Origin of the sequence: Streptomyces sp. NPDC091279 (genome assembly GCF_044757465.1) — a bacterium.
In the GTDB taxonomy this organism is placed as follows: domain Bacteria; phylum Actinomycetota; class Actinomycetes; order Streptomycetales; family Streptomycetaceae; genus Streptomyces.
In genome coordinates this window covers 134,001-155,715 of record NZ_JBIVVA010000006.1, presented here as the reverse complement: position 1 = coordinate 155,715, position 21,715 = coordinate 134,001, and the positions used below count along the sequence as shown (strand labels likewise).

General features: G+C 70.3%; 23 protein-coding genes. 8 read left to right on the top strand and 15 right to left on the bottom strand.

Translation table 11 applies throughout. From position 1 onward, the window contains the following. Complete coding sequence (locus ACIQOU_RS16940) at nucleotides 1-369, bottom strand: MerR family transcriptional regulator (protein ID WP_401537496.1); 369 nt, start codon at nucleotides 367-369, stop codon at nucleotides 1-3. Nucleotides 370-455: 86 nt separating this feature from the next. Between ACIQOU_RS16940 and ACIQOU_RS16935 the strand changes: the two genes are divergently transcribed. Beyond that, entirely contained in the window at nucleotides 456-1,283 is an 828-nt protein-coding gene (locus ACIQOU_RS16935; RefSeq protein WP_401537495.1) for an alpha/beta fold hydrolase, read from the top strand. Then, nucleotides 1,280-2,488, top strand: a complete 1,209-nt coding sequence (locus tag ACIQOU_RS16930; RefSeq protein ID WP_401537494.1) for an MFS transporter — start codon at nucleotides 1,280-1,282, stop codon at nucleotides 2,486-2,488. The genes ACIQOU_RS16935 and ACIQOU_RS16930 overlap by 4 nt, the downstream gene beginning before the upstream one ends. Nucleotides 2,489-2,670: 182 nt before the next feature. Here ACIQOU_RS16930 and gcvH read toward each other — a convergent pair whose 3' ends face one another. Further along, nucleotides 2,671-3,066: a glycine cleavage system protein GcvH gene (gcvH, locus tag ACIQOU_RS16925; protein ID WP_401537493.1), complete on the bottom strand. Its 396-nt coding sequence runs from the start codon at nucleotides 3,064-3,066 to the stop codon at nucleotides 2,671-2,673. A 235-nt stretch (nucleotides 3,067-3,301) separates the two neighbouring features. Then, entirely contained in the window at nucleotides 3,302-3,853 is a 552-nt protein-coding gene (locus ACIQOU_RS16920) for an EF-hand domain-containing protein (protein ID WP_401537492.1), read from the bottom strand. Between the two features lie 211 nt (nucleotides 3,854-4,064). Between ACIQOU_RS16920 and ACIQOU_RS16915 the strand changes: the two genes are divergently transcribed. Further along, nucleotides 4,065-4,400 (top strand): prevent-host-death family protein, encoded by a 336-nt coding sequence (locus tag ACIQOU_RS16915; protein ID WP_401537491.1) that lies wholly within the window; start codon nucleotides 4,065-4,067, stop codon nucleotides 4,398-4,400. Nucleotides 4,401-4,502: 102 nt separating this feature from the next. Here ACIQOU_RS16915 and ACIQOU_RS16910 read toward each other — a convergent pair whose 3' ends face one another. Then, nucleotides 4,503-5,030 (bottom strand): peptidylprolyl isomerase, encoded by a 528-nt coding sequence (locus ACIQOU_RS16910; protein ID WP_401537490.1) that lies wholly within the window; start codon nucleotides 5,028-5,030, stop codon nucleotides 4,503-4,505. A 194-nt stretch (nucleotides 5,031-5,224) separates the two neighbouring features. Continuing rightward, on the bottom strand, nucleotides 5,225-5,764 hold the full coding sequence (locus tag ACIQOU_RS16905; protein WP_401537489.1) for a hypothetical protein: 540 nt from the start codon (nucleotides 5,762-5,764) through the stop codon (nucleotides 5,225-5,227). Between the two features lie 203 nt (nucleotides 5,765-5,967). Between ACIQOU_RS16905 and ACIQOU_RS16900 the strand changes: the two genes are divergently transcribed. Then, nucleotides 5,968-6,507, top strand: coding sequence for a DUF2165 domain-containing protein (locus tag ACIQOU_RS16900; RefSeq protein WP_401537488.1), 540 nt, complete (start codon nucleotides 5,968-5,970; stop codon nucleotides 6,505-6,507). Between the two features lie 6 nt (nucleotides 6,508-6,513). Here ACIQOU_RS16900 and ACIQOU_RS16895 read toward each other — a convergent pair whose 3' ends face one another. From ACIQOU_RS16895 to ACIQOU_RS16885, 3 genes are all read right to left on the bottom strand, one after another. Further along, the gene (locus ACIQOU_RS16895) at nucleotides 6,514-7,443 is read right to left on the bottom strand and encodes an alpha/beta hydrolase (RefSeq protein WP_401537487.1); all 930 of its coding nucleotides are present in this window, start codon (nucleotides 7,441-7,443) and stop codon (nucleotides 6,514-6,516) included. A gap of 455 nt (nucleotides 7,444-7,898) precedes the next feature. Beyond that, a complete protein-coding gene (locus tag ACIQOU_RS16890) occupies nucleotides 7,899-8,123 on the bottom strand; it encodes an MbtH family protein (protein WP_401537486.1) in 225 nt (74 codons plus the stop codon). Next, nucleotides 8,110-8,589 carry a hypothetical protein gene (locus ACIQOU_RS16885; protein ID WP_401537485.1) on the bottom strand — a complete coding sequence of 160 codons (480 nt, stop codon included), beginning with the start codon at nucleotides 8,587-8,589 and terminating at the stop codon, nucleotides 8,110-8,112. The genes ACIQOU_RS16890 and ACIQOU_RS16885 overlap by 14 nt, the downstream gene beginning before the upstream one ends. A gap of 370 nt (nucleotides 8,590-8,959) precedes the next feature. On the opposite strand from ACIQOU_RS16885, the gene ACIQOU_RS16880 reads away from it, so the two are divergent. The 3 genes from ACIQOU_RS16880 to ACIQOU_RS16870 all read left to right on the top strand — a co-directional run bounded on the left by ACIQOU_RS16880 (nucleotide 8,960) and on the right by ACIQOU_RS16870 (nucleotide 11,975). Next, nucleotides 8,960-10,159 (top strand): argininosuccinate synthase-related protein, encoded by a 1,200-nt coding sequence (locus tag ACIQOU_RS16880; protein WP_401537484.1) that lies wholly within the window; start codon nucleotides 8,960-8,962, stop codon nucleotides 10,157-10,159. 58 nt (nucleotides 10,160-10,217) lie between these two features. Further along, on the top strand, nucleotides 10,218-10,946 hold the full coding sequence (locus ACIQOU_RS16875) for a 2OG-Fe dioxygenase family protein (protein ID WP_401537483.1): 729 nt from the start codon (nucleotides 10,218-10,220) through the stop codon (nucleotides 10,944-10,946). An 81-nt stretch (nucleotides 10,947-11,027) separates the two neighbouring features. Beyond that, a complete protein-coding gene (locus ACIQOU_RS16870; RefSeq protein ID WP_401537482.1) occupies nucleotides 11,028-11,975 on the top strand; it encodes a DMT family transporter in 948 nt (315 codons plus the stop codon). A gap of 28 nt (nucleotides 11,976-12,003) precedes the next feature. On the opposite strand, the gene ACIQOU_RS16865 is transcribed toward ACIQOU_RS16870, so the two are convergent. The 5 genes from ACIQOU_RS16865 to ACIQOU_RS16845 all read right to left on the bottom strand — a co-directional run bounded on the left by ACIQOU_RS16865 (nucleotide 12,004) and on the right by ACIQOU_RS16845 (nucleotide 18,336). Further along, nucleotides 12,004-12,492: a hypothetical protein gene (locus ACIQOU_RS16865; RefSeq protein ID WP_401537481.1), complete on the bottom strand. Its 489-nt coding sequence runs from the start codon at nucleotides 12,490-12,492 to the stop codon at nucleotides 12,004-12,006. Further along, nucleotides 12,492-12,632 carry a hypothetical protein gene (locus ACIQOU_RS16860; RefSeq protein WP_401537480.1) on the bottom strand — a complete coding sequence of 47 codons (141 nt, stop codon included), beginning with the start codon at nucleotides 12,630-12,632 and terminating at the stop codon, nucleotides 12,492-12,494. Before ACIQOU_RS16860 ends, ACIQOU_RS16865 begins: the two co-directional genes overlap by 1 nt. Before the next feature lie 504 nt (nucleotides 12,633-13,136). After that, complete coding sequence (locus ACIQOU_RS16855) at nucleotides 13,137-13,700, bottom strand: hypothetical protein (RefSeq protein ID WP_401537479.1); 564 nt, start codon at nucleotides 13,698-13,700, stop codon at nucleotides 13,137-13,139. A gap of 49 nt (nucleotides 13,701-13,749) precedes the next feature. Further along, nucleotides 13,750-16,335 (bottom strand): bifunctional FO biosynthesis protein CofGH, encoded by a 2,586-nt coding sequence (locus ACIQOU_RS16850; RefSeq protein WP_401537478.1) that lies wholly within the window; start codon nucleotides 16,333-16,335, stop codon nucleotides 13,750-13,752. Nucleotides 16,336-16,743: 408 nt separating this feature from the next. Continuing rightward, nucleotides 16,744-18,336, bottom strand: a complete 1,593-nt coding sequence (locus tag ACIQOU_RS16845) for an MFS transporter (protein ID WP_401537477.1) — start codon at nucleotides 18,334-18,336, stop codon at nucleotides 16,744-16,746. A gap of 122 nt (nucleotides 18,337-18,458) precedes the next feature. Between ACIQOU_RS16845 and ACIQOU_RS16840 the strand changes: the two genes are divergently transcribed. Next, complete coding sequence (locus tag ACIQOU_RS16840; RefSeq protein ID WP_401537476.1) at nucleotides 18,459-19,085, top strand: TetR/AcrR family transcriptional regulator; 627 nt, start codon at nucleotides 18,459-18,461, stop codon at nucleotides 19,083-19,085. Nucleotides 19,086-19,181: 96 nt separating this feature from the next. On the opposite strand, the gene ACIQOU_RS16835 is transcribed toward ACIQOU_RS16840, so the two are convergent. Further along, nucleotides 19,182-20,033 carry an SDR family oxidoreductase gene (locus tag ACIQOU_RS16835; protein WP_401537475.1) on the bottom strand — a complete coding sequence of 284 codons (852 nt, stop codon included), beginning with the start codon at nucleotides 20,031-20,033 and terminating at the stop codon, nucleotides 19,182-19,184. Nucleotides 20,034-20,117: 84 nt separating this feature from the next. Further along, entirely contained in the window at nucleotides 20,118-21,620 is a 1,503-nt protein-coding gene (locus tag ACIQOU_RS16830) for an aldehyde dehydrogenase family protein (RefSeq protein WP_401537474.1), read from the bottom strand. Nucleotides 21,621-21,715 lie beyond the last annotated feature (95 nt).

Sequence of the window (21,715 nt, the reverse complement as noted above, 5' to 3'; positions counted from 1 at the left end):
CTACACCCCGGCGCTCCCGCAGGGCCCCGCCCCGATGATCGTGTCGAGCATCGCGCGGGACGCCTGGAGATCCTCGATCGCTCGGGTGATCCGCTCGCCCTCGCGGCGCAGTTGGGCGCGCAGGGCAGGGCAGGTGGGCACCAGGCGTTCGTCGTCCGCCCGGATGCACGGCAGGACCTGCACGATCAGCGCGGTCGGAAGGCCCGCCGCCAGCAGACAGCGAATGCGACGCACCGTCTCCACATCCCCCTCCCCATAGACCCGGTACCCGCTCGGCAGCCGCTCCGGCGTCAACAACCCCTGCTGCTCGTAGTAGCGCAACAGCCGTTCATGGACCCCGGTGCGCCGCACCATCTCCTTCATGCGCATCCCGCGCCCCCGTCCCGCGCCCCTCGCGCCCCCGCGCCCGGCGCGACTTGACTCTGACACCGGTGTCGGAGTTTAGCGTCGGCGGCATGACCACTGACCACCCGCTTTCCGCCCCTGCCCTCGACGTCCTCCTGCGCGGGCGCGGCCCCGCCCTCCTCCTCGCCCACGGCGCCGGTGGCGGCATCGAGGGGAACTTCGGACACGTCCTCGACGACCTCGCCCAGGACCACACACTCGTCGGCCCGCACTACCCGGGAGCGGGAGGTTCCCCGGTGGCCGCCGGGCCACTGGAACTGGACGACCTCGCAGATCTCCTGGTCGAAGCCGCCGTCGCGGCCGGTCAGGACTCGTTCGCCGTTCTCGGGGAGTCCCTCGGCAGCGCCGTGGCCGTCCGGATCGCCACCCGGCATCCCCACCGGGTCCTGGCCCTCGTCCTCACCGCCGGTTTCCCGGCCGCCGACCCCGTCCTCGCGCTCGCCGCGCGAGTGATCAAGTCCCTTGCAGCTGACGGTCGTTGGGAGGACGTTGCCCGGTTCGCCCTGGTCTCCTGCATGTCCCCGGCGGACCTGGCGGACCTCGAACCGGCCGACCTGGATGCGCCGGTCGCCCAGACCCTCGCCGCGATGCCGCCGGGCATGACGGACCACTTCGACCTGGTGTCCCGCGTGGACGTCCGGGCCGACCTGGCGAAGGTGTCCGCGCCCACGCTGGTGGTGGCGCCGACCGGCGACCGGCTGGTGCTGCCCGAGAGTTCCGCCCGCCTGGCCGCCGGCATCCCGGGCGCCCGGCTGCTCGAACTCCCGGGCGCCGCCCACGTCTTGAGCGCGGCGGACCGCTCGACCTGGCTCCACCACGTCCGCGCGTTCCTCGCCGCCCTCCCCGGCACCCCCGCCCTCCCCGGCACCCCGGCGTGAACCCACCGCCGTTCGCGGAACAGGCCGGTCCGCTCCCGCAGCCGCCGCCCCGGCACCGTTCCGGCCTGCTCGTCCTCGCCACCACGACCTTCGTCGTCGTCACCACGGAACTACTGCCGGTCGGCCTGCTGACACCGATCGGCGACGACCTGGGCGTCACAGACTCCCGGGTGGGGCTGCTGGTCACCGTGTACGCCTTCACCGTCGGCCTGACGGCGGCCCCGCTCACCCACGCGACGGCGGGCTGGCCGCGCAGACGCCTCCACCTCACCGTGAGCGCGGTCTTCTCCCTCGGCACCGTGCTCTGCGCGACCGCGCCGAACTACCCCGTGCTGGCCATCGGCCGGTTCCTGTGCGGGACGGTGCACGGCGTCTTCTGGTCGATCGTCGCCGGATACGCCGCCGCGCTCGCCCCGCCCGGACGGCAGGCCCGCGCGACAGCCGTCGTCTTCGCCGGAAACTCCGCCGCCCTCGTCCTCGGCGTCCCCCTGGGCACCGTCCTCGGCGGCGCCGTCGGCTGGCGCGGCGCCTTCTGCGCCACGGCGGCCCTCGGCCTCGGCACCCTCGCCGCCGCCCGACGGTTCCTGCCCGACGTTCCCCACCGCCGCGTCCCGCCGCGGGCGAGCGGTCTCGGCGGTGCGCTGCGCCTGCCCGGCCTGCGCGGCATGGTGGCGGCGACCGCGCTGCTCGTCCTCGGACACTTCACCGTCTACACCTACGTGACCCCGCTGCTGCGCGACGCCGCCGCCTTCGGCACGGCCGCCACCAGCGCACTCCTCGCCCTGTACGGACTCGCGGGCTTTCTCGGAACGTGGCTCAGCGGTGTCCTGGGCGACCGCCGCCCGCACACCGTCCTGCTCTCCACCATCGCCCTGCTCGCCGGTTCGCTGGTCCTGCTCGGCGCGGGCATCCGGCTGCGGCCGCTCGCCGTGGCCGCCGTCGCCCTGTGGGGCATCGCCTTCGCCGCACTGCCGGTGACGCTGCAATCGAACGTGCTCCGCCTGGGCGCCGACGCCCCCGACGCCGCGTCCTCCTGGTACGTCTCCGCGTTCAACCTCGGCATCGGCGCGGGCGCCCTCACCGGCGGCCTGCTGAGCAACTCCCCGGTGACCACGCTCCCTTGGGCCGCCCTGATCCCCATGGCCCCGGCCCTCCTCCTCGCCCACACCTCCCGAGCAGCCTCCCGACCCCCACCACCCCGGTAAACACCGCCCCCACCACGGCAGTTCGGAAACGACGGGACAGCCCCGCCCGCCGAACAGCACCCCGGACCCGGCCACGGCCAACGGCGCCGCCCCGCCAACTGGCGCCGCCGACACCGCCGTTCACCCGCCGCGCGGGCGCCTTCGAGGGAGGGGCCCCGACCCACTCGGCCGTCCGGCTCGGCTCAGCTCTCCTCGGACTCCACGTACTTCTGATACGCGTCGGCGGTCAGCAGCTCATCCAGCTCGGACTTGTCCGAGAACTCGATCTCGATCATCCAACCCTCGCCGTACGGTTCGTTGTTGACCTCCTCCGGGGAGTCGCCCAGCACCCCGCTGTTGGTCGCGGTGACCGAACCGGAGAGCGGCGCGTACACCTCCGAGGCCGCCTTGACCGACTCGACCGTCGCGAACTCCTCGCCCCGCGCGAGCTGTCGGTCCACCACGGGCAACTCCACGAAGACGACATCGCCAAGCTGCTTCTGCGCGAAGTCGGTGAGGCCGACGGTCGCCTTCTTGCCGGTCACCCGCACCCATTCGTGCTCGCGGGTGTAACGCAGGTCGGAGGGGTAGTTCGCCACGGAGGCTCCTCACATCGTGGTCGTACGGAACGTGGTCGTCGTGCCGACCGCTCGGGTCGGCGGGCACATCCTGCCGGGGCGGGGGCCGGGGCGCCGGGGCCGTCACGCGGAAGGGTGATTCGCCGGGCGCGGCGCGCGGATGCGGGGGCCTCCGACGGGAGAACGGCGGCCCCCGCGCCCCTCAACTCCGGTCGCCGGGACCGCCGTTGCCCCAACCCTTGCGCGTCGGGACGTGTCAGAGGTGGCCGAAGAACAGGCTGCCCGGCGCGTCCGGGTCGTCGGACAGGAAGTGCTCCTGCACCGCGCGGATGAACTCCTGCCGCGAGATCGCCCCGTCCCCGTCGAGGTCCAGCCGGGCGAACGAGTCCATGGCGTCCGGCGCCGCGACGCCCCACACGTCCCGCATGCTGCGCGCGAACTCGCCCTGGCTGATCTCGTTGTCGCCGTCCACGTCGATGACGTCGAAGATCGCGTGCGCGGCGCCCTCGGTGACGTTGAGCCGACTGCTGTCGACGACCGCGACCCGGTTGGCCGTCACGAACTCGCTCTTCGCGAGCCGGTCCGTCTCCACGCCCGCGTGCCGCAGCAGCTCCAGCCAGTAGATCTGGAAGAACGACATCAGCGTCCTGGCCCGGCGGTCGTCCGCGGCGAGCTGGTAGGCCTCGATGTACCGGTCGGCGAGCTTCTTGTAATCCGCCCAGCTCAGGTAACCGTCCTGGTCGACGTCCAGGGTGTCGAAATGGCGCGTGAGCTTGGTGGTGATGATGTCCTGCGCGGCGGCGCTCATCGTGACGGTCCTCCGAGGTCGGGTACTACGGAAGAAACGATCGTTCCGCGCCCGCCACCCCACCCGAGCCGAACTCACCCCCGCTTCACTCTTTCGAGTACACACCCACCACTTTCCCGCCACTGACCTGGCCAAATAGAGAGGGTGAGGAGTCTCCAGAGCCTCTCCAACGGGCCTGGACAACGCCCTCTTCGACAGCGAGGACCACCCCTTGACGACGGCACACCCTGCCCCGCAGCCCGAGGACACCGCCGACCTCGCCGCCCTCCTCCGCAACCACGCGGGCGAACGGGCCGTTCTGCGGGCGCTCCCCTCGGCCCTCCCGTGGGTCCACCACCTGTCGCCGGCCGAACTGGAGGAGTTCACGGGCGAACTGCTCAACGTCCCTTGCGGGGCTGGCCAGTTGGAGACCCACGGCGACCTCCACCGCATCATCACGGAATGGCGGGCAACGGCTCGCGTCCTCGCCACCCCCGAACTGACCGCACAACTCACCCGGCCCCTACCGGACGAGGACCACGGCGAGGTGACCTGTCCCTTGCCGTGAGTAACGCCCGCGTCGACAAAGGCACTTGGCGGTTGCCGTTCTCCGGGGCGGCTCGCCGGGCGGACGGCGTCGGGCGTTTCGTCCGCCCAACTCGCCCTGCCGCTAACGCGTTTCGACGACCACCGACTCGATCACCATGTCCTTCACCGGACGGTCGTTGCGCGGGTTGGTGTCGGTGGTGCCGATGGCGTCGACCACCTTCTGGCTCGCCTCGTCGCTGACCTCACCGAAGATGGTGTGCTTCCCGGTCAGCCAGGTCGTCGCGGACAGCGTGATGAAGAACTGCGAACCGTTCGTGCCGGGACCGGCGTTGGCCATCGCCAGCAGATACGGCTTCGTGAACGCGAGGTCCGGGTGGAACTCGTCGGCGAACTTGTAACCCGGCCCACCCGTGCCGTTCCCAAGCGGGTCACCGCCCTGGATCATGAAGCCCTCGATCACCCGGTGGAAGACCGTCCCGTCATAGAGCCGTGCCGTGGTCTTCTGACCGTTGTTCGGGTCGATCCACTCCCGCTCCCCCTTCGCGAGCTCGACGAAGTTCTTGACGGTCTTCGGCGCGTGCTCCGGCAACAACCGCACCTCGATATCACCCTGGTTCGTCTTCAACGTCGCGTAGAGCTGTTCAGCCATGTCGTGTCTTCCCTCGGTACTCGGTTCTCGGTTCTCGTTGTTCGTCGCTCGCCCTGATGGCGAAGCCATCTCACCTTATGAGGGAAATCAGGCTGATTGTTGTCATTCGCACTGCTTGCGTGACCGTTTCAGGGGGCGGGTGGGGACAGCGGGGCGGGTGGGTCGATCCGCTGCCCCCCACGCCCTCGGCGTCCTCACTCCGGGTCTGTGCCGGTCAGTACGTTGGTGATCATGCGGGTGGCGAACTCGGGGTCCTCGGTGATGCGGCTGATGTGCTCCGCGAGCAGGAACGCGGTCGCCTCCAACGCCGTCATCTCGTCGTCGGTCCACTCCCCGTACTGGCGGCGCCACAGGTTGGGGCTGAGGCTGGTGCCCGCCGCGACGACGAGGCCGGCCATCATCGGGATCACCTCGGGGCGGATGCTCTTGGGCATCAGCCGCATCGACGCCACGAGGGTCGGCACGACGTACTCGATGACGTCCTTGCCGTGCTGCTCATGGGTGCCCCGCAGCCACGTCATATACATGTAGATGAGCGTGCAGGTGCCGTCCAGCATGTCGTCGATCCCGACAGGACCGATCTCCTTCGCCAACTGGTCCAGGAATTCCTGCCGTTCGCGCTCGGTGACCTCGCCCTCGGCACTGTGGATGGCCTTGAGCCGCGAGTCGACCATCATGAGCGCCGCGACCACATCGCCGACGGGAGCGCACTCGGGGTCGCAGGTCGATGCCACGGGAATCCTCCTCAACTGGACTGCGGACGACTGCCGGTCGAGCAGCGCCACGTATCCGTACGGTAACTACCGGTGAGGTTGGGGGAGGTGAGTTTTCCGTTTTTCCTGCGGTGGAGGGAGGGGTGGGGTAACGGGGAGGGACGCGCGGGGGACACGTGGGGGACGCGCGCTATTTCGAACGCCGAAGCGGGCAGGAACCTCTCATGGTTGCCACTCCTGCCTCAAAGGCCCTCAGACACACCGCTACTCTCCTCACGGCCACCCTGGCCCTCTACATCACCCTCGTCGCGTTCGGGAACATCACCGACTTCGGCACCAACCAGGCCTTCGTGCAGCACGTGTTGGCGATGGACAGCACGTTCAAGGACGACGACCTGATGTGGCGGGCGATCACCAGCCGGACCCTCCAGAACGCCGCGTACGTCGCGATCATCGCGTGGGAGACACTCGCCGCGCTCGTCCTGATAGCCGGAACGTGGTTCTGGGCCAGCCGCGATGCCGAACGCGGCCGTCAACTCTCCACCTACGGCCTGCTGATGCTCATGCTCCTCTTCGGCGCCGGGTTCATCGCGATCGGCGGCGAGTGGTTCTCGATGTGGCAGTCCGCCGACTGGAACGGCCTCGACGCCGCCACCCGCGTCTTCACGATCAGTGGAGTGACCCTGATCGTCGTGCAGTTGGCCGGACGGGACGGCGAGACCGGCCGGGCGGACGGTTCCCCCGCCAACAGGCCTGCGCCGTAACGTCGTTCAGCTCGGCCGCTGCCCGGTCAGGTGGGTCGCGAAGAACTCCGCGAGCCGCGCGACCGCAGGGCCGACGTACCGCTCCCGGTCGTAGAGGTCGACGTGACTGGCGCCCTCGATCCAGCGCAGTGCCTTCGGCTCGCGCGCCTTCTGGAACGCCTCCACGCTCATCCAGTCGGTCACCGCCTCGCGCCCCACCAGCATCAACAGCGGGCGCGGGGCGATGAGTTCAACGCCGCGGAACGCATCGAAGAACGTCATCCGGTCGACGCTCGACCAGGTGAACGACGTCGCCGAACGAGGGTGCCGCGCACGGTCCGTGCAGTAGTACTCGAACCCCTCGAACCCGTGCTCGCCGCCCAGGGCACGGGCCTGCTCGGCGGTCTCCGGGAAGATCGGGAAGGTCTGCGTCTCCGCGCCGCGCGCCTCGGCCGTGCGGGCCGCCGCAGCCGCGTCCAGCATGCCCTGGAGGACCCCGGGTTCCTGCGCCCCGTCGGCGCCGTAGCGGAACTGGCGGGCGATGTCGGCGGCGCTGACCGTCCCCACCGCCGTGATCCGGTGGTCCGTTGCGGCGGCGGCCAGCGCGTAACCGCCGGACGCGCAGATCCCGAGCACCCCGATGCGCTCGGGATCGACGTCGTCGCGAGTCGTGAGGAAGGAGACCGCCGCCTTGAGGTCCTCCACCCGCTGCGCCGGGTCCTCAAGACCACGCGGGGCGCCCTCGCTCTCGCCCTGGTGAGCGGCGTCGAACGCCAACGCCGTGAACCCCCGCTCGGCCAGCCGCCGCGCGTACAACCCGGCCGCCTGCTCCTTCACCCCGCTCCCGGGATGCCCCACGACAACGGCGGCACGCGGTCCGTCGGCTCCGTCGTCGGGGGTGTAGAGGTGCCCGGCGAGCACCAGGCCCGCACTGAGAAAGGTGACGTCCGTCTTCATCGCGCAGCGCTCCAGTCGTACGGGGTGTACGGGCTAGGCCCCGGTCCAGGGCGGGATGAACCCCGGCCCAGGGGGTGGGCCCGGCCCAGGGCGGGGTGAGCCCCGGCTCAGGGGAGTGAGATCCGGTGACCGGCGTCCCGGTTCCACCCCCAGCGTGCGCCCCGTACCTCCCCGGCGGCAGGCCCCGCCTTCCTAGGTGCGGCACACCCACCCAGGTGGCGGTACACCCGGAAGCACGAGCCACCCACTCTCCGGTCCCCACCCGCAACAAGCCGAGCCCGCACCCCCGGGCCACCCGTGGCCTCTCCCTCACCCTCACCGTCGAATACGTCAACCTGCGCGACGGCCTCAAGGCGCTTAGGGGGTTCCACCTAGGGGCGTCCACGTAGGGGCGTCCGCCTAGGGGGCTCTCGCCACCGGTTCCGTAGGTGATCGCCCCTACGGGTCCACGCGTCCTAGCCCTCCTTCGCCGCGTCCTCCATCGCCCGGCGCAGGCTGAGCGGGCGCATGTCCGTCCAGACCTCCTTGATGTAGGCCAGGCACTCCTCCTTCGTGCCGGACTTGCCCGCCTTCACCCAGCCCTCCGCCACGTCCTTGTCCGCCGGCCAGATGCTGTACTGCTCCTCCTGGTTGAGGACCACCTCGTAGGTGCGGTTGTCCTCTTCTTCATTCCAGCCCATCGCGATTTCCCTTCGTTTCGTTCCTCAACTGCCGTTCGGCGACCGGTGAACGAGGGAACGGCCCGTCCCGTCCCGCCCGGTCCTCGGCCCGGGTGCGCAGCAGAAGGCCGATCCAACTGCGGTACGGACGCCAGGCATTGGCGAGCGCGGCGAGTTGATCCGGCACCCGGCGCAGGACGGACGGCGTGGGGAAGGCGTGCAGGGTGCGGCCGGCGACCTCGACGGGCTCGCCGTACCGCTCCGCGAGGCGGGCCTTGATGCGGGCGGCCTGCGTTCGGCGGATGCGGTTGCCGATCACCGTCCAGACGGCGGCCTCGTACGGCGAGTGGAACAGCACCGGCCGCAGCCCCGGGAACTCCGCCTGGAGACCGGCGACGACCGGGTCCGCGTCGGCGCGGACCGACCGGCGCCGGTCGAGGGAACGGGGCGCCCGGCCTGCGAACGTGCCTCGATTTCCGTCCGCCAACGGCCAGTTGGACGCCGTTGCAGCGGCGGAACGGCGTCGCGGCGCACCGACTTTCCGCCACTTCTCGGCGCCGTTCGCCGGGAATCGGCCGCCGGTCCCCTGATAGCGGACGTCGATGTGTCACATACCGAGACCGAAACAGGCACGTTACCCAGACCGGCCGTACCCTTTGCCCAACGAGGCTTGCGCACAGGGGATTTAGCTACGCAAACCCGCCAACTCCTTGATATTTCTCACCTGGTGACCGGTCGGCCACCTCGCGTAACGTGCAGCCGCCACGCAGTCCGAGCTGCGAAGCCCTCTCAGGCCACAGTGCGGTGGCCGAGTACGCCAGGGATTCACCCTTCACGTTCCTCCACGGGGTTCTTCTATGCGTCATCCACGCATTCGTTCGTTCCAGCAGATCGAGCACGGCCTCGATCCCACCCGACCGGTGGTCACCCTCTTCAGCGGCGGCCTGGACAGTTCCTATCTCCTGCTGCGGTTACGCCAGTTGGGCGTGACGGACGTCCACGCGGTCACGGTCGACCTCGGTGAGGACGAGTCCAGCGCGTACAAGCGGGAAGTGGCCGACGCGCTCGGCGCGAAGCTGCACGTCCTGGACCGCAAACAGGAGTTCGCCGAGTCCTTCGTGGCTCCCGCCATCTCCGCACAGGCCGTGTACCTCGGCATCCACCCGGTCAGTTCGACGCTGAGCCGCCCGCTGATCGCCCGGGCCGCCGTCCAACTCGCCGACTCCCTCGGGGCGCAGGCGATCATCCACACCGCCAACCGCTCGCAGAACACCCTGCGCCGCCTCAACGGCGCGCTGGAGCTGCTGGGTTACCCCGAGCTGTACGGCAGCCCCTACGACCTCGACCCGGTCGACCGCGACGAGAAGCACCGCGCCCTGCTCGCCGCCGGTGTCGATCTCCTCAACGGCCGTCTGGTCAGCGGCGATTCGAACCTCTGGTGCCGGGAGTTCGAGTCCGGGATTCTGGACGACCCGGAGAACCACGCCGTGCCGGAGGAGATGTACCGCTGGAGCGCGCCGGACCCGAGCGCGCTGCCGACCGCGGTCACGGTGTCGTTCGAGAAGGGCCGCCCGACCGCCGTGGACGGCGCGCCGCTCCCCCTCGTCGACATGATCGCCCTGCTCAACCGGCAGGTCGGCGCGTACGGCCTCGGCCGGTACTCGGGGCTTGAGCACCTGGACCACGGCGAGAAGGTCCTGGAGATCCGCGAGATGCCGGCGGCGATGCTGCTGCTCGACTCCTACCGGCATCTCGAAGCGGCGTGCCTGGACGCGGAGTTGATCCGGGAGAAGCGGCATCTGGAGCAGATCTGGGTGCGGGAGGCGCTTGAGGGCCGTTGGTTCGGCGAACTGCGTGTCGCCGCACAGCAGTTCATCGACTCGTGCGCCCAGCGGACCACGGGTTCGGTGACCTGGCGGCTGCGTGCCGGTGGCGCGGAGACCCGTTCCATCGTCGCCCCGGCGCCGCTGTATCTGCGGGACCGGGAGCGCTGGGAGGAACGGGCCATCGCCGCCGAGGCGGCCGCCTACACCGCCCCGCAGCCCGTTCTCGTCTGAGTCAGCCGTCAGCCGCCACCCACCACCCGCACCCGCCACCCGTACCCGAAGGACAGCCATGAGCATCAGCAGCACCGCGGCGCGCACGGCCGACGCCACCGTCACCGCCCTCGCCGGACCCGGCGGCCACTTCCTGCCGTCCGAGCAGCTCTCGCAGATCCTTGAGGCGACCGAGGCCGACTGGGCCCGCCTCGCCGCGAACTGGGACGACCTGCGCCTCGACACCCACATGGCCGACGGCGGCACCTACCGCTACCGCCGTTACGGCCAGTTCGAACTGACCACGGCCACCGGCGAGTTGACCCTCCTGCCGCACGAGCCGTACCGCCAGGAGAGCGAGGTCAACGCCCTCAACGGCGGAGTCGACCGCCTCTTCGAGCCGTTGACGGAATCCTTCCTCAACAACCCTCTGTTCGCACGGCTGTTGACCGCGCTCGGCGAGATCTTCAGCGCCGTCGACGGCACCGAGCGCTGGAACATCAAGCTCCACCCGTACCGGATCACCGCCGGTGCCGAGGTCGGCCAGCCCGCCCCCGAGGGCCGTCACCGCGACGGCGTCACCTTCATCACGTCCCTGCTCATCAGCCGCCTCAACGTCGACGGCGGCGAGAGCAGCGTGTACACCAACGACGGCGACCTCCTGGAGACCGTCACCCTCACCGAGCCCGGCGACCTGCTCCTCGGTGACGACCGCCGAACTCTCCACTCCGTGACGCCGGTTCACCCCGTCGACGCCACCGCACCCGCCCACCGGGACGTCCTCGTCATCGCGTACACCGCCCGCTGACGTTCCCCCCAGCACGAGCGCCCCGGCCGTCGTCCATCGACGCGGCCGGGGCTGTGCGTTCTCACTTCTCAGGGATTTGCCATGCCTGCTCCGACCGCCGCCCCCAGAAACTGGCTGACCGACATCCCGGTCCTGCTGGTCGCCGTGGTGTGGGGTTCCAGTTACCTCGCCACCAAGGAGATCACCACCAGCGACACCGTCATCGCGCTGCTGCTGATCAGGTTCCTGATCGCGCTGCCGCCGCTGGGCATCGCCGCCCGGCGCGCGCTACGGCGCCTGACGGCTGGGGAGTTGAGGGGCGGGGTCGGCCTCGGGCTGATCCTCACCGTCATTTTCCTGCTGGAGACCTACGGTGTCGTGCACACCTCGGCGACCAACGCGGGCCTCATCATCAGCCTCACCATGATCTTCACGCCGCTCGCGGAAGCCGTGCTGACCCGGACCCGGCCGCGCCGCTCCTTCCTGGCCGCCGCCGGGGTGTCGGTCCTCGGGGTGGCGCTGCTGACGCAGTCGGGGGGGTTCACCGCACCGTCGTTCGGTGATCTGCTGATGCTCCTCGCGGCGATCGCCCGCACCGCCAACGTCCTCGTCATGCACCGCCTGCCCGCCGTGAAGAACACCGACGACGGTGCCCTCACCTTCGTCCAACTCGGCACCGCTGTCGTCGCGTTCGCGGTCTTCACGCCGTTCAGCGGTGAGACCCCGTGGCAGCTCGCCGGGTCGTTCTCCGGCGGGCAGTGGCTCAACGTCGTCTATCTCTCCCTGATGTGCACGCTGTTCGCGTTCTTCGTGCAACTCTGGGCCGTCCGGCGCAGTTCGCCGTCCCGGGTGAGCCTCCTGCTCGGCACCGAGCCGCTGTGGGCGGCCGTCGTCGGCGTCGCGATCGGCGGCGACCGCCTCGGCGTCGTCGGCATCATCGGCGGCGTCCTCGTCCTCGCCGGAACGACCTGGGGCCGACAGGTCGCCGAACCCACCGAGCAGCCCCAACCGGCCTCTGCGGCAACGCCGTTGACGGCCGCCGAACGCTGAACCCGCACGGGTCCGGCTACGAGATCTGCTACGAGATCTGCTTCTTCTCGGTGTAGAAGGCGTAGGCGAAAGCGCCGCTGCGCGACCCGGTCACGTCGGCCTCGAAAGCGACGGGACCGGGCGCGGGAATCTCCAGGCTCTGCTGGATGACCGACGCGTCGCAGGTGCCGGTGTGCGTCGCCGTCGGGACGTTCTTGCCGTCGACGGTGAACGTGAAAGCGACCTTGGCATTTCCGGTGCAGGTGAAAGCGAAGGTGACGCTCAGCACCTTCTTGTCCTGGGCGGGCAGGGTATTCCCGAACCGCGTCTCCAAGACCCCGGCCCCGCTTGCGAGTTCCTGCCTCCCGGTGAACGCCTGATCCAGAACGGCCTTCGCGACGCTCCCCACCGGACTCGCGCTCACCGAAGGGCTCACCGCGGGCGAAACCGTCGTCCGCCCGGAATCACAGCCCCCGACGAACGCCACCACGGCCCCGAGCCACACCACCGCGACGCCCCGCCGCAGCCCGCCCCGCATCATGATCCCTGCCGTCCGATCGAGCTGTCGGCGGGAACGGGCTCGTCGCCCGAGGTGGCGGCGCCGGCGTTGGTCGCCGCCAGCAGAACGCCGGTAAGAGTCAAGAAGGAAAGTGCGGTGTGCGTGATGACGCGCTTCATTTCGCCCCGTTGGAATGCGACTGGTCAAGTGGTTCAACTATGGGTAAAAATTCGCCCCTGACATCATCTTTATATCCAGCCACAAGTCATTCACGCAAGAGCCCAAGAAAACCTCAGAAAACCCTCAAGTCCCGTTGCCCGGAGGCTTTTTCCCCTCAGAAACGCCACCCGCCCGCGCCACGATTCGGCACGCAAACTCGCCCGCCCCACGAACACCCCTACCAAGTTCCCCGAGGAACAGGACAAGGAGCAGGCCAAGGAACAGGCCAATGAACAACCCGCCGAATTAAGGGAGTTGACGAATTGCCGTCATGGCGACATAGAGCGGCGTCCTCACGTTGTCGGAACGGCCTGTTCGGACCCCTCGGCGCCATCTTCGGCGGCTGGCACCGGAAAGACCCCGTCCGCCACGAGCCCCCTGTGGCAGATCCTGCTCATGGTCCGGCGCACCGCCTAGCCTGGGAGGCTGCCGGGCAACCCGAGATCGACGCCGTTCGCCGGCTGTTATGCGACGACGACGACCTTCGTGCCCGTTGTGCCGAACGCCCACAACGCCGTTCCGTCGGCTGTTTTCAGGCGGATGCCGCCGGTCGGGGAGCCTGCCGTGGTCGGGGGTGGGGAGGAGCCGTCGGTGGCGTTGGAGAAGGCGATGTTCACGCCGGACTTGGCCGTGAAGTACACGATGTGCTCGATCTTCACGCCGTCGGAGCCGGTGATGGCGCCCTCGGTGCGGGTGGAGACCGTGTAGTTCCCGGCGTCGGGGGCGACCGTGCCGGGCCAGACGGCGAAGGTGCGGCGGGCCGCGTCGCTGGCGTCGACCAGCCACACCCGTCTGTCGCCGACCGAGTAGACGATCCGGCGCCCGGTGCCCGAGGCGTCCGGGACCCGGGTCGGGGTCGGGGACGCCTTCGGGGTCGGGTGGGCGCTCGCGGACGCCGTCGGACGGGCCGACGCGGTGGGGTGCGGGCCCTGGTCAGCCTGGACGGCCAGGACGACGACGGCCGCGACCGCACCCGCGGTCAGACCGGTGACCCAGACCCATGAAGGCAGTCGGGCTGACACGGGCACGCAACTCCTCAGCTACACGTACTCGTCGAACGACGTCGGATCATCGTACTCACTCCAGCACCGGGAGAAGTTCCGGAAGATGCCCGTCGGAGGCCGCGGCGGCCCGCTGACGTTCCTCCGTGACCTCCCCGTACAGGGTCGTACGGGGCCTCGCCGGGCGGCCCGCCGCGTCCGCCACCGCGATCAGGTCCTTGACCGACTTGTACGAGCCGTACGACGAACCCGCCATCCGCGAGATCGTCTCCTCCATCAACGTGCCGCCGAGATCGTTCGCGCCGGAACGCAGCATCTCCGCCGCGCCCTCGGTGCCGAGCTTCACCCAACTGGTCTGGATATGGGGAATCCACGGGTGCAGCAGGAGCCGGGCCATCGCGGTGACCGCGCGGTTGTCGCGGATCGTCGGACCCGGCCGCGAGATCCCGGCCAAGTACACCGGCGCGTTGGTGTGGATGAACGGCAACGTCACGAACTCCGTGAAACCGCCCGTGCGTTGCTGGATTCCGGCCAGCGTGCGCAGATGGCCGAGCCAGTGCCGGGGCTGGTCGACATGGCCGTACATCATCGTCGAGGACGAGCGGATGCCCAGCTCGTGCGCCGTCGAGACGACCTCGATCCACGTCGCCGCGGGCAACTTGCCCTTGGTGAGGACCCAGCGGACCTCGTCGTCGAGGATCTCGGCGGCCGTGCCGGGGATGGTGTCAAGTCCCGCCTCCTTGGCGGCAGTCAGCCACTCCCGGATCGAAAGCCCGGTGCGCGTCGCCCCGTTGACGACCTCCATCGGCGAGAACGCGTGCACATGCATCCCCGGCACCCGTTCCTTCACCGCCTTCGCGATGTCGAAGTACGCCGTGCCCGGCAGGTCCGGATGGATGCCGCCCTGCATGCACACCTCCACCGCCCCTACGTCCCACGCCTGTTGGGCCCGGTCGGCGACCTGGTCGAGGGAGAGCGTGTAGGCGTCGGCGTCGGTGCGGCGCTGCGCGAACGCGCAGAAACGGCAGCCGGTGTAGCAGACGTTGGTGAAGTTGATGTTCCGCGTGACGATGTAGGTGACGTCGTCACCGACGGCTGCCTTCCGGACGTCGTCCGCGATCTTGGTGAGCGCGTCCAGGGCCGGTCCGTCGGCGTGCAGCAGCGCGAGGGCCTCGGCGTCCGTCAGCTTCGTCGGGTCGTCGGCGGCGGTCGCGAGGGCGGCCCGGACGTCGGTGTCGATGCGCTCGGGCACCATGCCGGGGGCGGCGGCCTCGCGCAGCGCCTCCCAGTCGCCGTACACCTCGTCGAAGTCGTCGCGGCGGTCGCCGGTGCGGCCCTCGGTGTCGATGGCGGCGTGCAGATCCGTACGCCCCGACGCCGTGAACGCCTCCTCCGGTTCCTGCCACGGGCGGCCCTCGACCACCGCGTCGGGCAAGGCCAGTCCGGTGGCCGGGTCGGCCAGCGCGGCGACGTGCGGGCGCAGCCTCGGGTCCAGCCATGGCTCACCCCGGCGCACGAACTCCGGGTACACGCACAGCCGTTCACGCAGCTCGAACCCGGCCGCCCGGGAACGTCTCGCCAACTCCTCGATCTGCGGCCACGGTCGCTCGGGGTTGACGTGGTCGATGGTGAGCGGCGAGACCCCGCCCCAGTCGTCGATACCGGCGCCGATGAGCCGTTCGTACTCGGCGTCGACGAGGTTCGGCGGGGCCTGGAGGCAGGCGCTCGGGCCCATGATGAGCCGGGCGACGGCGACGGCGGCGACCAGCTCGTCCAACTCCGCGTCGGGCATGCCCCGCATCGCCGTGTCGGGCTTGGCCCGGAAGTTCTGGATGATCAGTTCCTGGACGCCGTGGTAGGCGCGGGACACCCTCCGCAGCGCGAACAGCGACTCCGCCCGCTCCTCGTACGTCTCCCCGATCCCCAGCAGAATCCCCGAGGTGAACGGCACCGAGGAGCGTCCGGCGTCCTCCAACACCCTGAGCCTGACGGCCGGTTCCTTGTCCGGCGAACCGTGGTGCGGGCCGCCGGGCTCGGACCACAGCCGGGTCGCCGTCGTCTCCAGCATCATGCCCATCGACGGCGCGACCGGCTTGAGCCGCTGGAAGTCGGTCCAGGACAGGACGCCGGGGTTGAGGTGGGGCAGCAGGCCCGTCTCCTCCAGGATGCGGATGGAGATGGCGCGGACGTAGGCGATCGTGTCGTCGTAGCCGTGCGCGTCGAGCCACTCCCGCGCCTCCGGCCAGCGGTCCTCGGGCTTGTCCCCGAGCGTGATCAGCGCTTCCTTGCAGCCCAGGGCCGCACCCTTACGGGCGATGTCCAGCACCTCGTCCGGCGACATGAACATCCCGTGCCCCGCCCGCCGGAGCTTGCCGGGCACGGTGACGAACGTGCAGTAGTGGCACTTGTCCCGGCACAGCCGGGTCAGCGGCACGAACACGCTCTTGGAGTAGGTGATGACGCCGGCCCGCCCGGCCGCCTCAAGTCCCGCGTCCCGTACCCGGGCGGCGGAGGCGGTGAGGTCGTCGAGGGCCGCGCCGCGCGCCTGGAGCAGAACGGCGGCCTCGTTGACGTCGAGGGCGACGCCGTCCCGGGCGCGTTTGAGGGCGCGACGCATGGAGTTCTCGGTGGGGCCGGTTCCGGAGGTCGCGGAAGTCGTCATCCGTCGAGCATACGAGCGCCCTGATCAGCACCGGGAGGGACGGCCCGGTTTGCGCAACGCCAGCGGCGTTACGGGGTGTAACTGGCGGCGCCGAAGGAACGGGGCGTAGGAGGGGGCGTGGGGGTGGAGGGGGCGTGGAGGAGGCGCGAGGGTTAGCGGGGGTCGCGGAGGTTAGAGGGTGTCACGGACGGGCGCCCACTTACGGACTCGCGGGGGCCTCACGTTCGTTAGAGGGTCTCGCGAACGCGCCCCCGGCCGCCGACACACCCAGCCCTCACGTTCGTTAGACCCTCTCACTCAACCGACGCCCTCTCGCAGGCGCGCCCCCCCGCCCCCCGGCGCACGTACCCCTCACCCCCGTTACACCCCCTCACCAAAGTGAGACCGTGTCTGCCGAGTAACGCTTCCTCACGCGCGCGATGGGGTCTCCGGGTCCGGGGTCTTCGGGGTCGGGGTGGGCTTGTCCGGGAGGTCGAGGCTGCTGCGGAGGCTGATCGGCTTGAGGAGCAGCCCCGCGACCACCGCGAGCACCGCCGCCCCCGCCGCCAGCAGGAACACCCGCGCCGTCGCGTCACCGTACGCCGCGCGGACGATCTCCTGGGCGACCGAGGAGGTCTGGTCGGCGGCGGAGAGGCCGGCGGCGTTCAGGCCGGTCGCGACCTGTTCGTCGACCCGGCGGGCCAGCACCGCGCCGAGGACCGCGACGCCGATCGTGCCGCCCAGCGAGCGGAAGAACGACACCGTGGAGCTGGCCGCGCCGACGTCCTTGAGCTGGACGGTGTTCTGGACGGCGAGGATGAAGTTCTGGAGGGTCATGCCGACGCCCATGCCGACGCACATCATCGCCGCGCTCAGGAAGATCAGGGACGTCTTCTCGTCGATGACGCCGAGGCCCGCGCAGCCGACCGTCAGGAGCACGGCGCCGGTGATGACGTACGGCTTGATCTTCCCGCTGCGGGTGATCAGGCGCCCGGCGACGATGGAGGCGATGAGGGTGCCGGCCATCATCGGGATCGTCAGGAGGCCGGCAGTGGTGGCGGTGTAGCCGCGGCTCAGTTGGAAGTACTGGCTGAGGAAGACGGAGGCGCCGAACATGGCCGTGCCGACGGCGAGGCTGCCGAGGATGGCCAGGGCGGTGGTGCGCTGCTTCACGATGGCGATCGGGACGACGGGTTCGGCGGCGCGGGTCTCCACCCACGCGGCGACGGCGAGCAGGGCGAGACCGCCACCGACCATCGCGGCGGTCTGCCAGGAGCCCCAGGCGAAGGAGTTGTCGACGAACGACACCCACACGAGCAGCACGCTGACGCCGGCGGATATCAGGGTGGCGCCGAGATAGTCGATGCGGACGTTGTCGCGGCGCAGCACGGGAAGGTTCAGCGTCCGCTGGAGCAGGAAGAACGCGGCGGCGGCGAGCGGCACGGCGATGAAGAAGCACCAGCGCCAGCCCAGCCACGAGGTGTCGACGATGAGGCCGCCGAGCAGCGGTCCGCCGATGGTCGAGGTCGAGGTGGTGCCGCTGAGGTAACCGCTGTACCGGCCGCGTTCGCGGGGCGGGATGATCGCGGCGATGGCGATCTGGACCAGCGCCTGCACGCCGCCCACGCCGATGCCCTGGAGGGCGCGCGAGGCTATCAGCTGGCCACCCGTCTGGCTGATCCCGCAGGCCAGGGTGCCGAGCACGAAGATGCCGATGGCGGCCTGGAGGAGGACCTTCTTGCTGAACAGGTCGGCGAGCTTGCCCCAGATCGGGGTGGTCGCCGTGGTGGTGAGGAGGGACGCGGTGACGACCCACATGTACTGGGTCGGCGAGCCCTGCACGGCCCCGATGATCTTCGGCAGCGCGCTGGAGACCACGGTGCTGCTGAGGGTCGAGACGAACAGGGCGAGGAGCAGGCCGCTGAGGACCTTGAGCACCTGGCGCTGGGGCGGGGTCGAGGTCTCGGCGGCTGTCCCGGTGCCGGTCTCCGGGCCCGTGGCCGGGGGATGTGACTCGTTCACTGCGCTCCTCGTCAGACGGGTGTCAGATCGCCGGTTCGCCATACACCATGTATGACAAATTCGTCTCACTATACGCGGCGTATAGTGAATTCAGGCCGTGCTCCGTGGAAGAGACTGGACGGATGGAGCCCACACCCCGCAGGAACCTGCGCGAGGAGCAGAAGGTCCTGACGCACCGCCGACTGCTCGACGCGGCCGTCACGGTGTTCGCCGAGACGTCCTTCCTCGACGCCCGCATGGAGGACATCGCCCGGGCCGCCGGGGTGACCCGGGCCACGGTCTACGCCCACTTCCCCGGCAAGGCCGAGATCCTCGACGCGCTCGTGGACCACGTGTACGGCCTGATGGGCGAGGCCTACGCCGAACTGGCCGCCCTGCCCCGCTGGACCCCCCGCACCGTCCGCGCCTGGCTCGACGGCGCCGAGGTCAGGTGGCGGGAGATGGCGCCGGTCCGCCGGGTCACCAACGCGGCGGCCCCGGGGGCGTTCCGCAGTCTCAGCGAGGGCCGCGCGCAGTACCTCAAGGCCCACGAGAGCTATGTCGACCTGCTCGTCACGCCGCCCGGACGCTGGCGGGGCACCGATCCCGCCGAGGCACGTCAACGGGCCATGATGGCGGTGCTCCAGACCGAGTCGTTCTTCTCCCTCTGGATCGCCGCCGACTGGCCGTTGGAGACCGCCGATCCGCTGCGCCTGCCGGCCGACGCGCTCTGCCATCTCCTCGCACCCGCGCTGGAGAACGACGCGTAGCGCGCCCGGCGCCGGGCGTCACCGACCCCGGCGGCGGGCGCGGCGGGGTGCGCGAAGGCCGCTCCTTCACGCACCCCGCGCGGCGACGACCGGGGATCAGGCGCCGGCGTTGCCGAGCATCGGGCGGTCCAGGCCGTCCTCCTTGCGGCCGAGCAGCTGGAGGTTGCGGGCGCCGAAGTCGACGACCAGCGGCTGCCCGGAGATGTAACGCGCGGCGTGCGAGTTGAGGAAGACCAGCGGGTCGGCCATCTCCTCCGGCGTGGCCAGGCGGTTGTTGAGGCCGGCGTTGGCCTCCAGCAGTTCGCGGCCGCCGCGCATCACGGCGAAGTCCGGCGTCAGACCGGTTTCGGTGTTGGTGGGGAGCACGGCGTTCACGCGGATGCCGCGTCCCGCCAGCTCGGTGGAGGTGTGCGCCGTGAAGAGGTTGATCAGCCGCTTCGAGAGCACGTAGGCGAGGGGGCCCGGCTGGTCGTTCATGCCGAGGTCCTCGATCGCCTTGACGATGCCGTCCCAGCCGTCGGCCTGGAGCAGGCCTTCCAGCTCCTCCTGGTACCGCTCCCAGTTGATGCCGCCGATGGAGGACACGTAGGCGATGGCGCCGCCGTCGCTCATCCGGGACTCCAGGTACGTCTTCGAGATGTACTTGTAGGAGCCGTAGTTGATGAGCAGCGTGGTGTTGTAGTCGTGCTGGAGCCCGGAGACACCGGCCACGCCGAAGAACGCGTCGATGTGCGCGGGCAGCGCCGCGAAGGCCTGGTCGATGTCCTCGCGCACGCCCAGGTTGGCCCGGGTCGCGGAGGCGAGGCCCACCAGCTCGGTCGGCGCGTAGTCGAGGGCGTGGACCTCGGCGCCCAGCTCCACGAGCCGCTGGGCCGTGGCCTTGCCGATGCCGGAGGCGGCGCCGGTCACGACCACGGTCTTGTCGGCGTACTGAAGGAAGTCGCTCATGTCGTCAGTTCCTCTCACCCGCGCCGGTGTCCGGCGCGGGGCTGCTGCGGGGGGCTGCGGTGGGGGCTGGCTGCGGGGCTCGCGTCAGGCGAGCGGGAGCGGGAGGGCCGAGCCGATGGTCTTGGTCTCGGTGAAGGCCTCGAAGCCCTCCCGGCCGCCTTCACGGCCGATGCCGCTGGCCTTGTAGCCGCCGAACGGGGCGTCCCCGCCGGAGTACGAACCACCGTTGATCATGAAGGTGCCGGTGCGGATGGCGCGGGCGATGCGCAGCGCGCGTTCCCGCGAGGCCGACTGGACGTATCCGGACAGGCCGTAGCGGCTGGCGTTGGCCAGCGTGATCGCCTCGTCGTCGGTGTCGAACGGCGTCACCGTGAGTACCGGGCCGAAGATCTCCTCCTGCGCGATGGTCGAGGCGTTGTCGACGTCGACGAAGAGGGTCGGCTCGATCCAGAAGCCGGGCCGGTCGGGAACGTTGCCGCCGGCGGCGAGCTTGGCGCCCTCCTCCTGGCCGACGCGGATGTAGTCGGCGACCCGGTCGCGCTGCCGGGCGGAGATGATCGGGCCGGCCAGCGTGCCCGGCTCCGCGGGGTCGCCCCAGGGGGCGTGCTGGAACGCCTGGGTGAGACCGGCGACGACCTGGTCGTAGACACCGCGCTGCACGAGCAGCCGGGTCGGCAGCGCGCAGCCCTGCCCGGAGTGGGCGAGGGCGCCGAGCGCCGCCGGGATCGCCTGGGTGAGGTCGGCGTCGTCGAGGATGACGGAGGCGCTCTTGCCGCCCAGTTCCAGCATGGTGCGCTTGAAGGTCGGCGCGGCGCACTCCAGGACGCGCTGCCCGGTGACCGTGGACCCGGTGAACGTCACCATGTCGACGCGCGGGTCGGTCAGCAGGAGTTCGGCGGTGTCCCGGTCGCTGGTCGTCACCAGGTTGACCACACCGGCCGGGATGTCGGTGCGCTCGGCGACGAGCCGGCCGATGCGGGTGGCGTTCCACGGGGTCTCGGGCGCCGGCTTGGCGACGACGGTGTTGCCCGCGGCGAGCGCCCCGGCGAGCTTGACGATCATCAGCCCGAAGGGGAAGTTCCACGGGGTGATGGCGGAGACGACGCCGACGGCCTCCTTGAGGACCCACCGCTCGGTGGGTTCACCGGCGCGGCTGACGGCGTCGTCGATCCGGCGCACCCACTCGAACCGGTCGATCTCGTCGATGTGCCACTGGAACTTCTTCAGCGGGTCTTCCAACTGCGCGCTGTAGGTGAGCATGCGCGGGGCGCCGACCTCCGCGATGAGTTCCTCGCGCAGCGCCTCCTTCTCCTCGATCAGCGCGTCCAGGAGCTGGGTCAGGCAGCGCTTGCGGAAGGCGTGGTCGACGGCCCATTCCGTCTCGTCGAACGCGCGCCGGGCCGCCGCGATCGCCGCGCGCATGTCGTCCTGGCCGGCGTCGGCCACCGTGCCGAGAACGGTGCCGTCGGCCGGGTTGAGCACCTCGAACGTGGCGCCGTCCGCCGCGCCGCGCAGCTCTCCGTCGATCAGCAGACGTTCCTCGTGGGCCGTTGCCGTGGACGGCGGGGCGGCTGGAGTGTTGGACATCATTGTCTCCTGGGTCTCCTGTGTGGGGGGTGCGGGAGAAAAAGGGGTCGTGCAGTACGCGCGGCCACCGCCCGGACGCGCCGGATCGGCCCGTG

Bases quoted from the DNA above. Each gene is read 5' to 3' on its own strand.
- ACIQOU_RS16940 (WP_401537496.1), bottom strand. From the start codon at position 369: ATGCGCATGAAGGAGATGGTGCGGCGCACCGGGGTCCATGAACGGCTG.
- ACIQOU_RS16935 (WP_401537495.1), top strand. From the start codon at position 456: ATGACCACTGACCACCCGCTTTCCGCCCCTGCCCTCGACGTCCTCCTG.
- ACIQOU_RS16920 (WP_401537492.1), bottom strand. From the start codon at position 3,853: ATGAGCGCCGCCGCGCAGGACATCATCACCACCAAGCTCACGCGCCAT.
- ACIQOU_RS16910 (WP_401537490.1), bottom strand. From the start codon at position 5,030: ATGGCTGAACAGCTCTACGCGACGTTGAAGACGAACCAGGGTGATATC.
- ACIQOU_RS16900 (WP_401537488.1), top strand. From the start codon at position 5,968: ATGGTTGCCACTCCTGCCTCAAAGGCCCTCAGACACACCGCTACTCTC.
- ACIQOU_RS16895 (WP_401537487.1), bottom strand. From the start codon at position 7,443: ATGAAGACGGACGTCACCTTTCTCAGTGCGGGCCTGGTGCTCGCCGGG.
- ACIQOU_RS16890 (WP_401537486.1), bottom strand. From the start codon at position 8,123: ATGGGCTGGAATGAAGAAGAGGACAACCGCACCTACGAGGTGGTCCTC.
- ACIQOU_RS16880 (WP_401537484.1), top strand. From the start codon at position 8,960: ATGCGTCATCCACGCATTCGTTCGTTCCAGCAGATCGAGCACGGCCTC.
- ACIQOU_RS16875 (WP_401537483.1), top strand. From the start codon at position 10,218: ATGAGCATCAGCAGCACCGCGGCGCGCACGGCCGACGCCACCGTCACC.
- ACIQOU_RS16870 (WP_401537482.1), top strand. From the start codon at position 11,028: ATGCCTGCTCCGACCGCCGCCCCCAGAAACTGGCTGACCGACATCCCG.
- ACIQOU_RS16865 (WP_401537481.1), bottom strand. From the start codon at position 12,492: ATGCGGGGCGGGCTGCGGCGGGGCGTCGCGGTGGTGTGGCTCGGGGCC.
- ACIQOU_RS16860 (WP_401537480.1), bottom strand. From the start codon at position 12,632: ATGAAGCGCGTCATCACGCACACCGCACTTTCCTTCTTGACTCTTACC.
- ACIQOU_RS16850 (WP_401537478.1), bottom strand. From the start codon at position 16,335: ATGACGACTTCCGCGACCTCCGGAACCGGCCCCACCGAGAACTCCATG.
- ACIQOU_RS16840 (WP_401537476.1), top strand. From the start codon at position 18,459: ATGGAGCCCACACCCCGCAGGAACCTGCGCGAGGAGCAGAAGGTCCTG.
- ACIQOU_RS16835 (WP_401537475.1), bottom strand. From the start codon at position 20,033: ATGAGCGACTTCCTTCAGTACGCCGACAAGACCGTGGTCGTGACCGGC.
- ACIQOU_RS16830 (WP_401537474.1), bottom strand. From the start codon at position 21,620: ATGTCCAACACTCCAGCCGCCCCGCCGTCCACGGCAACGGCCCACGAG.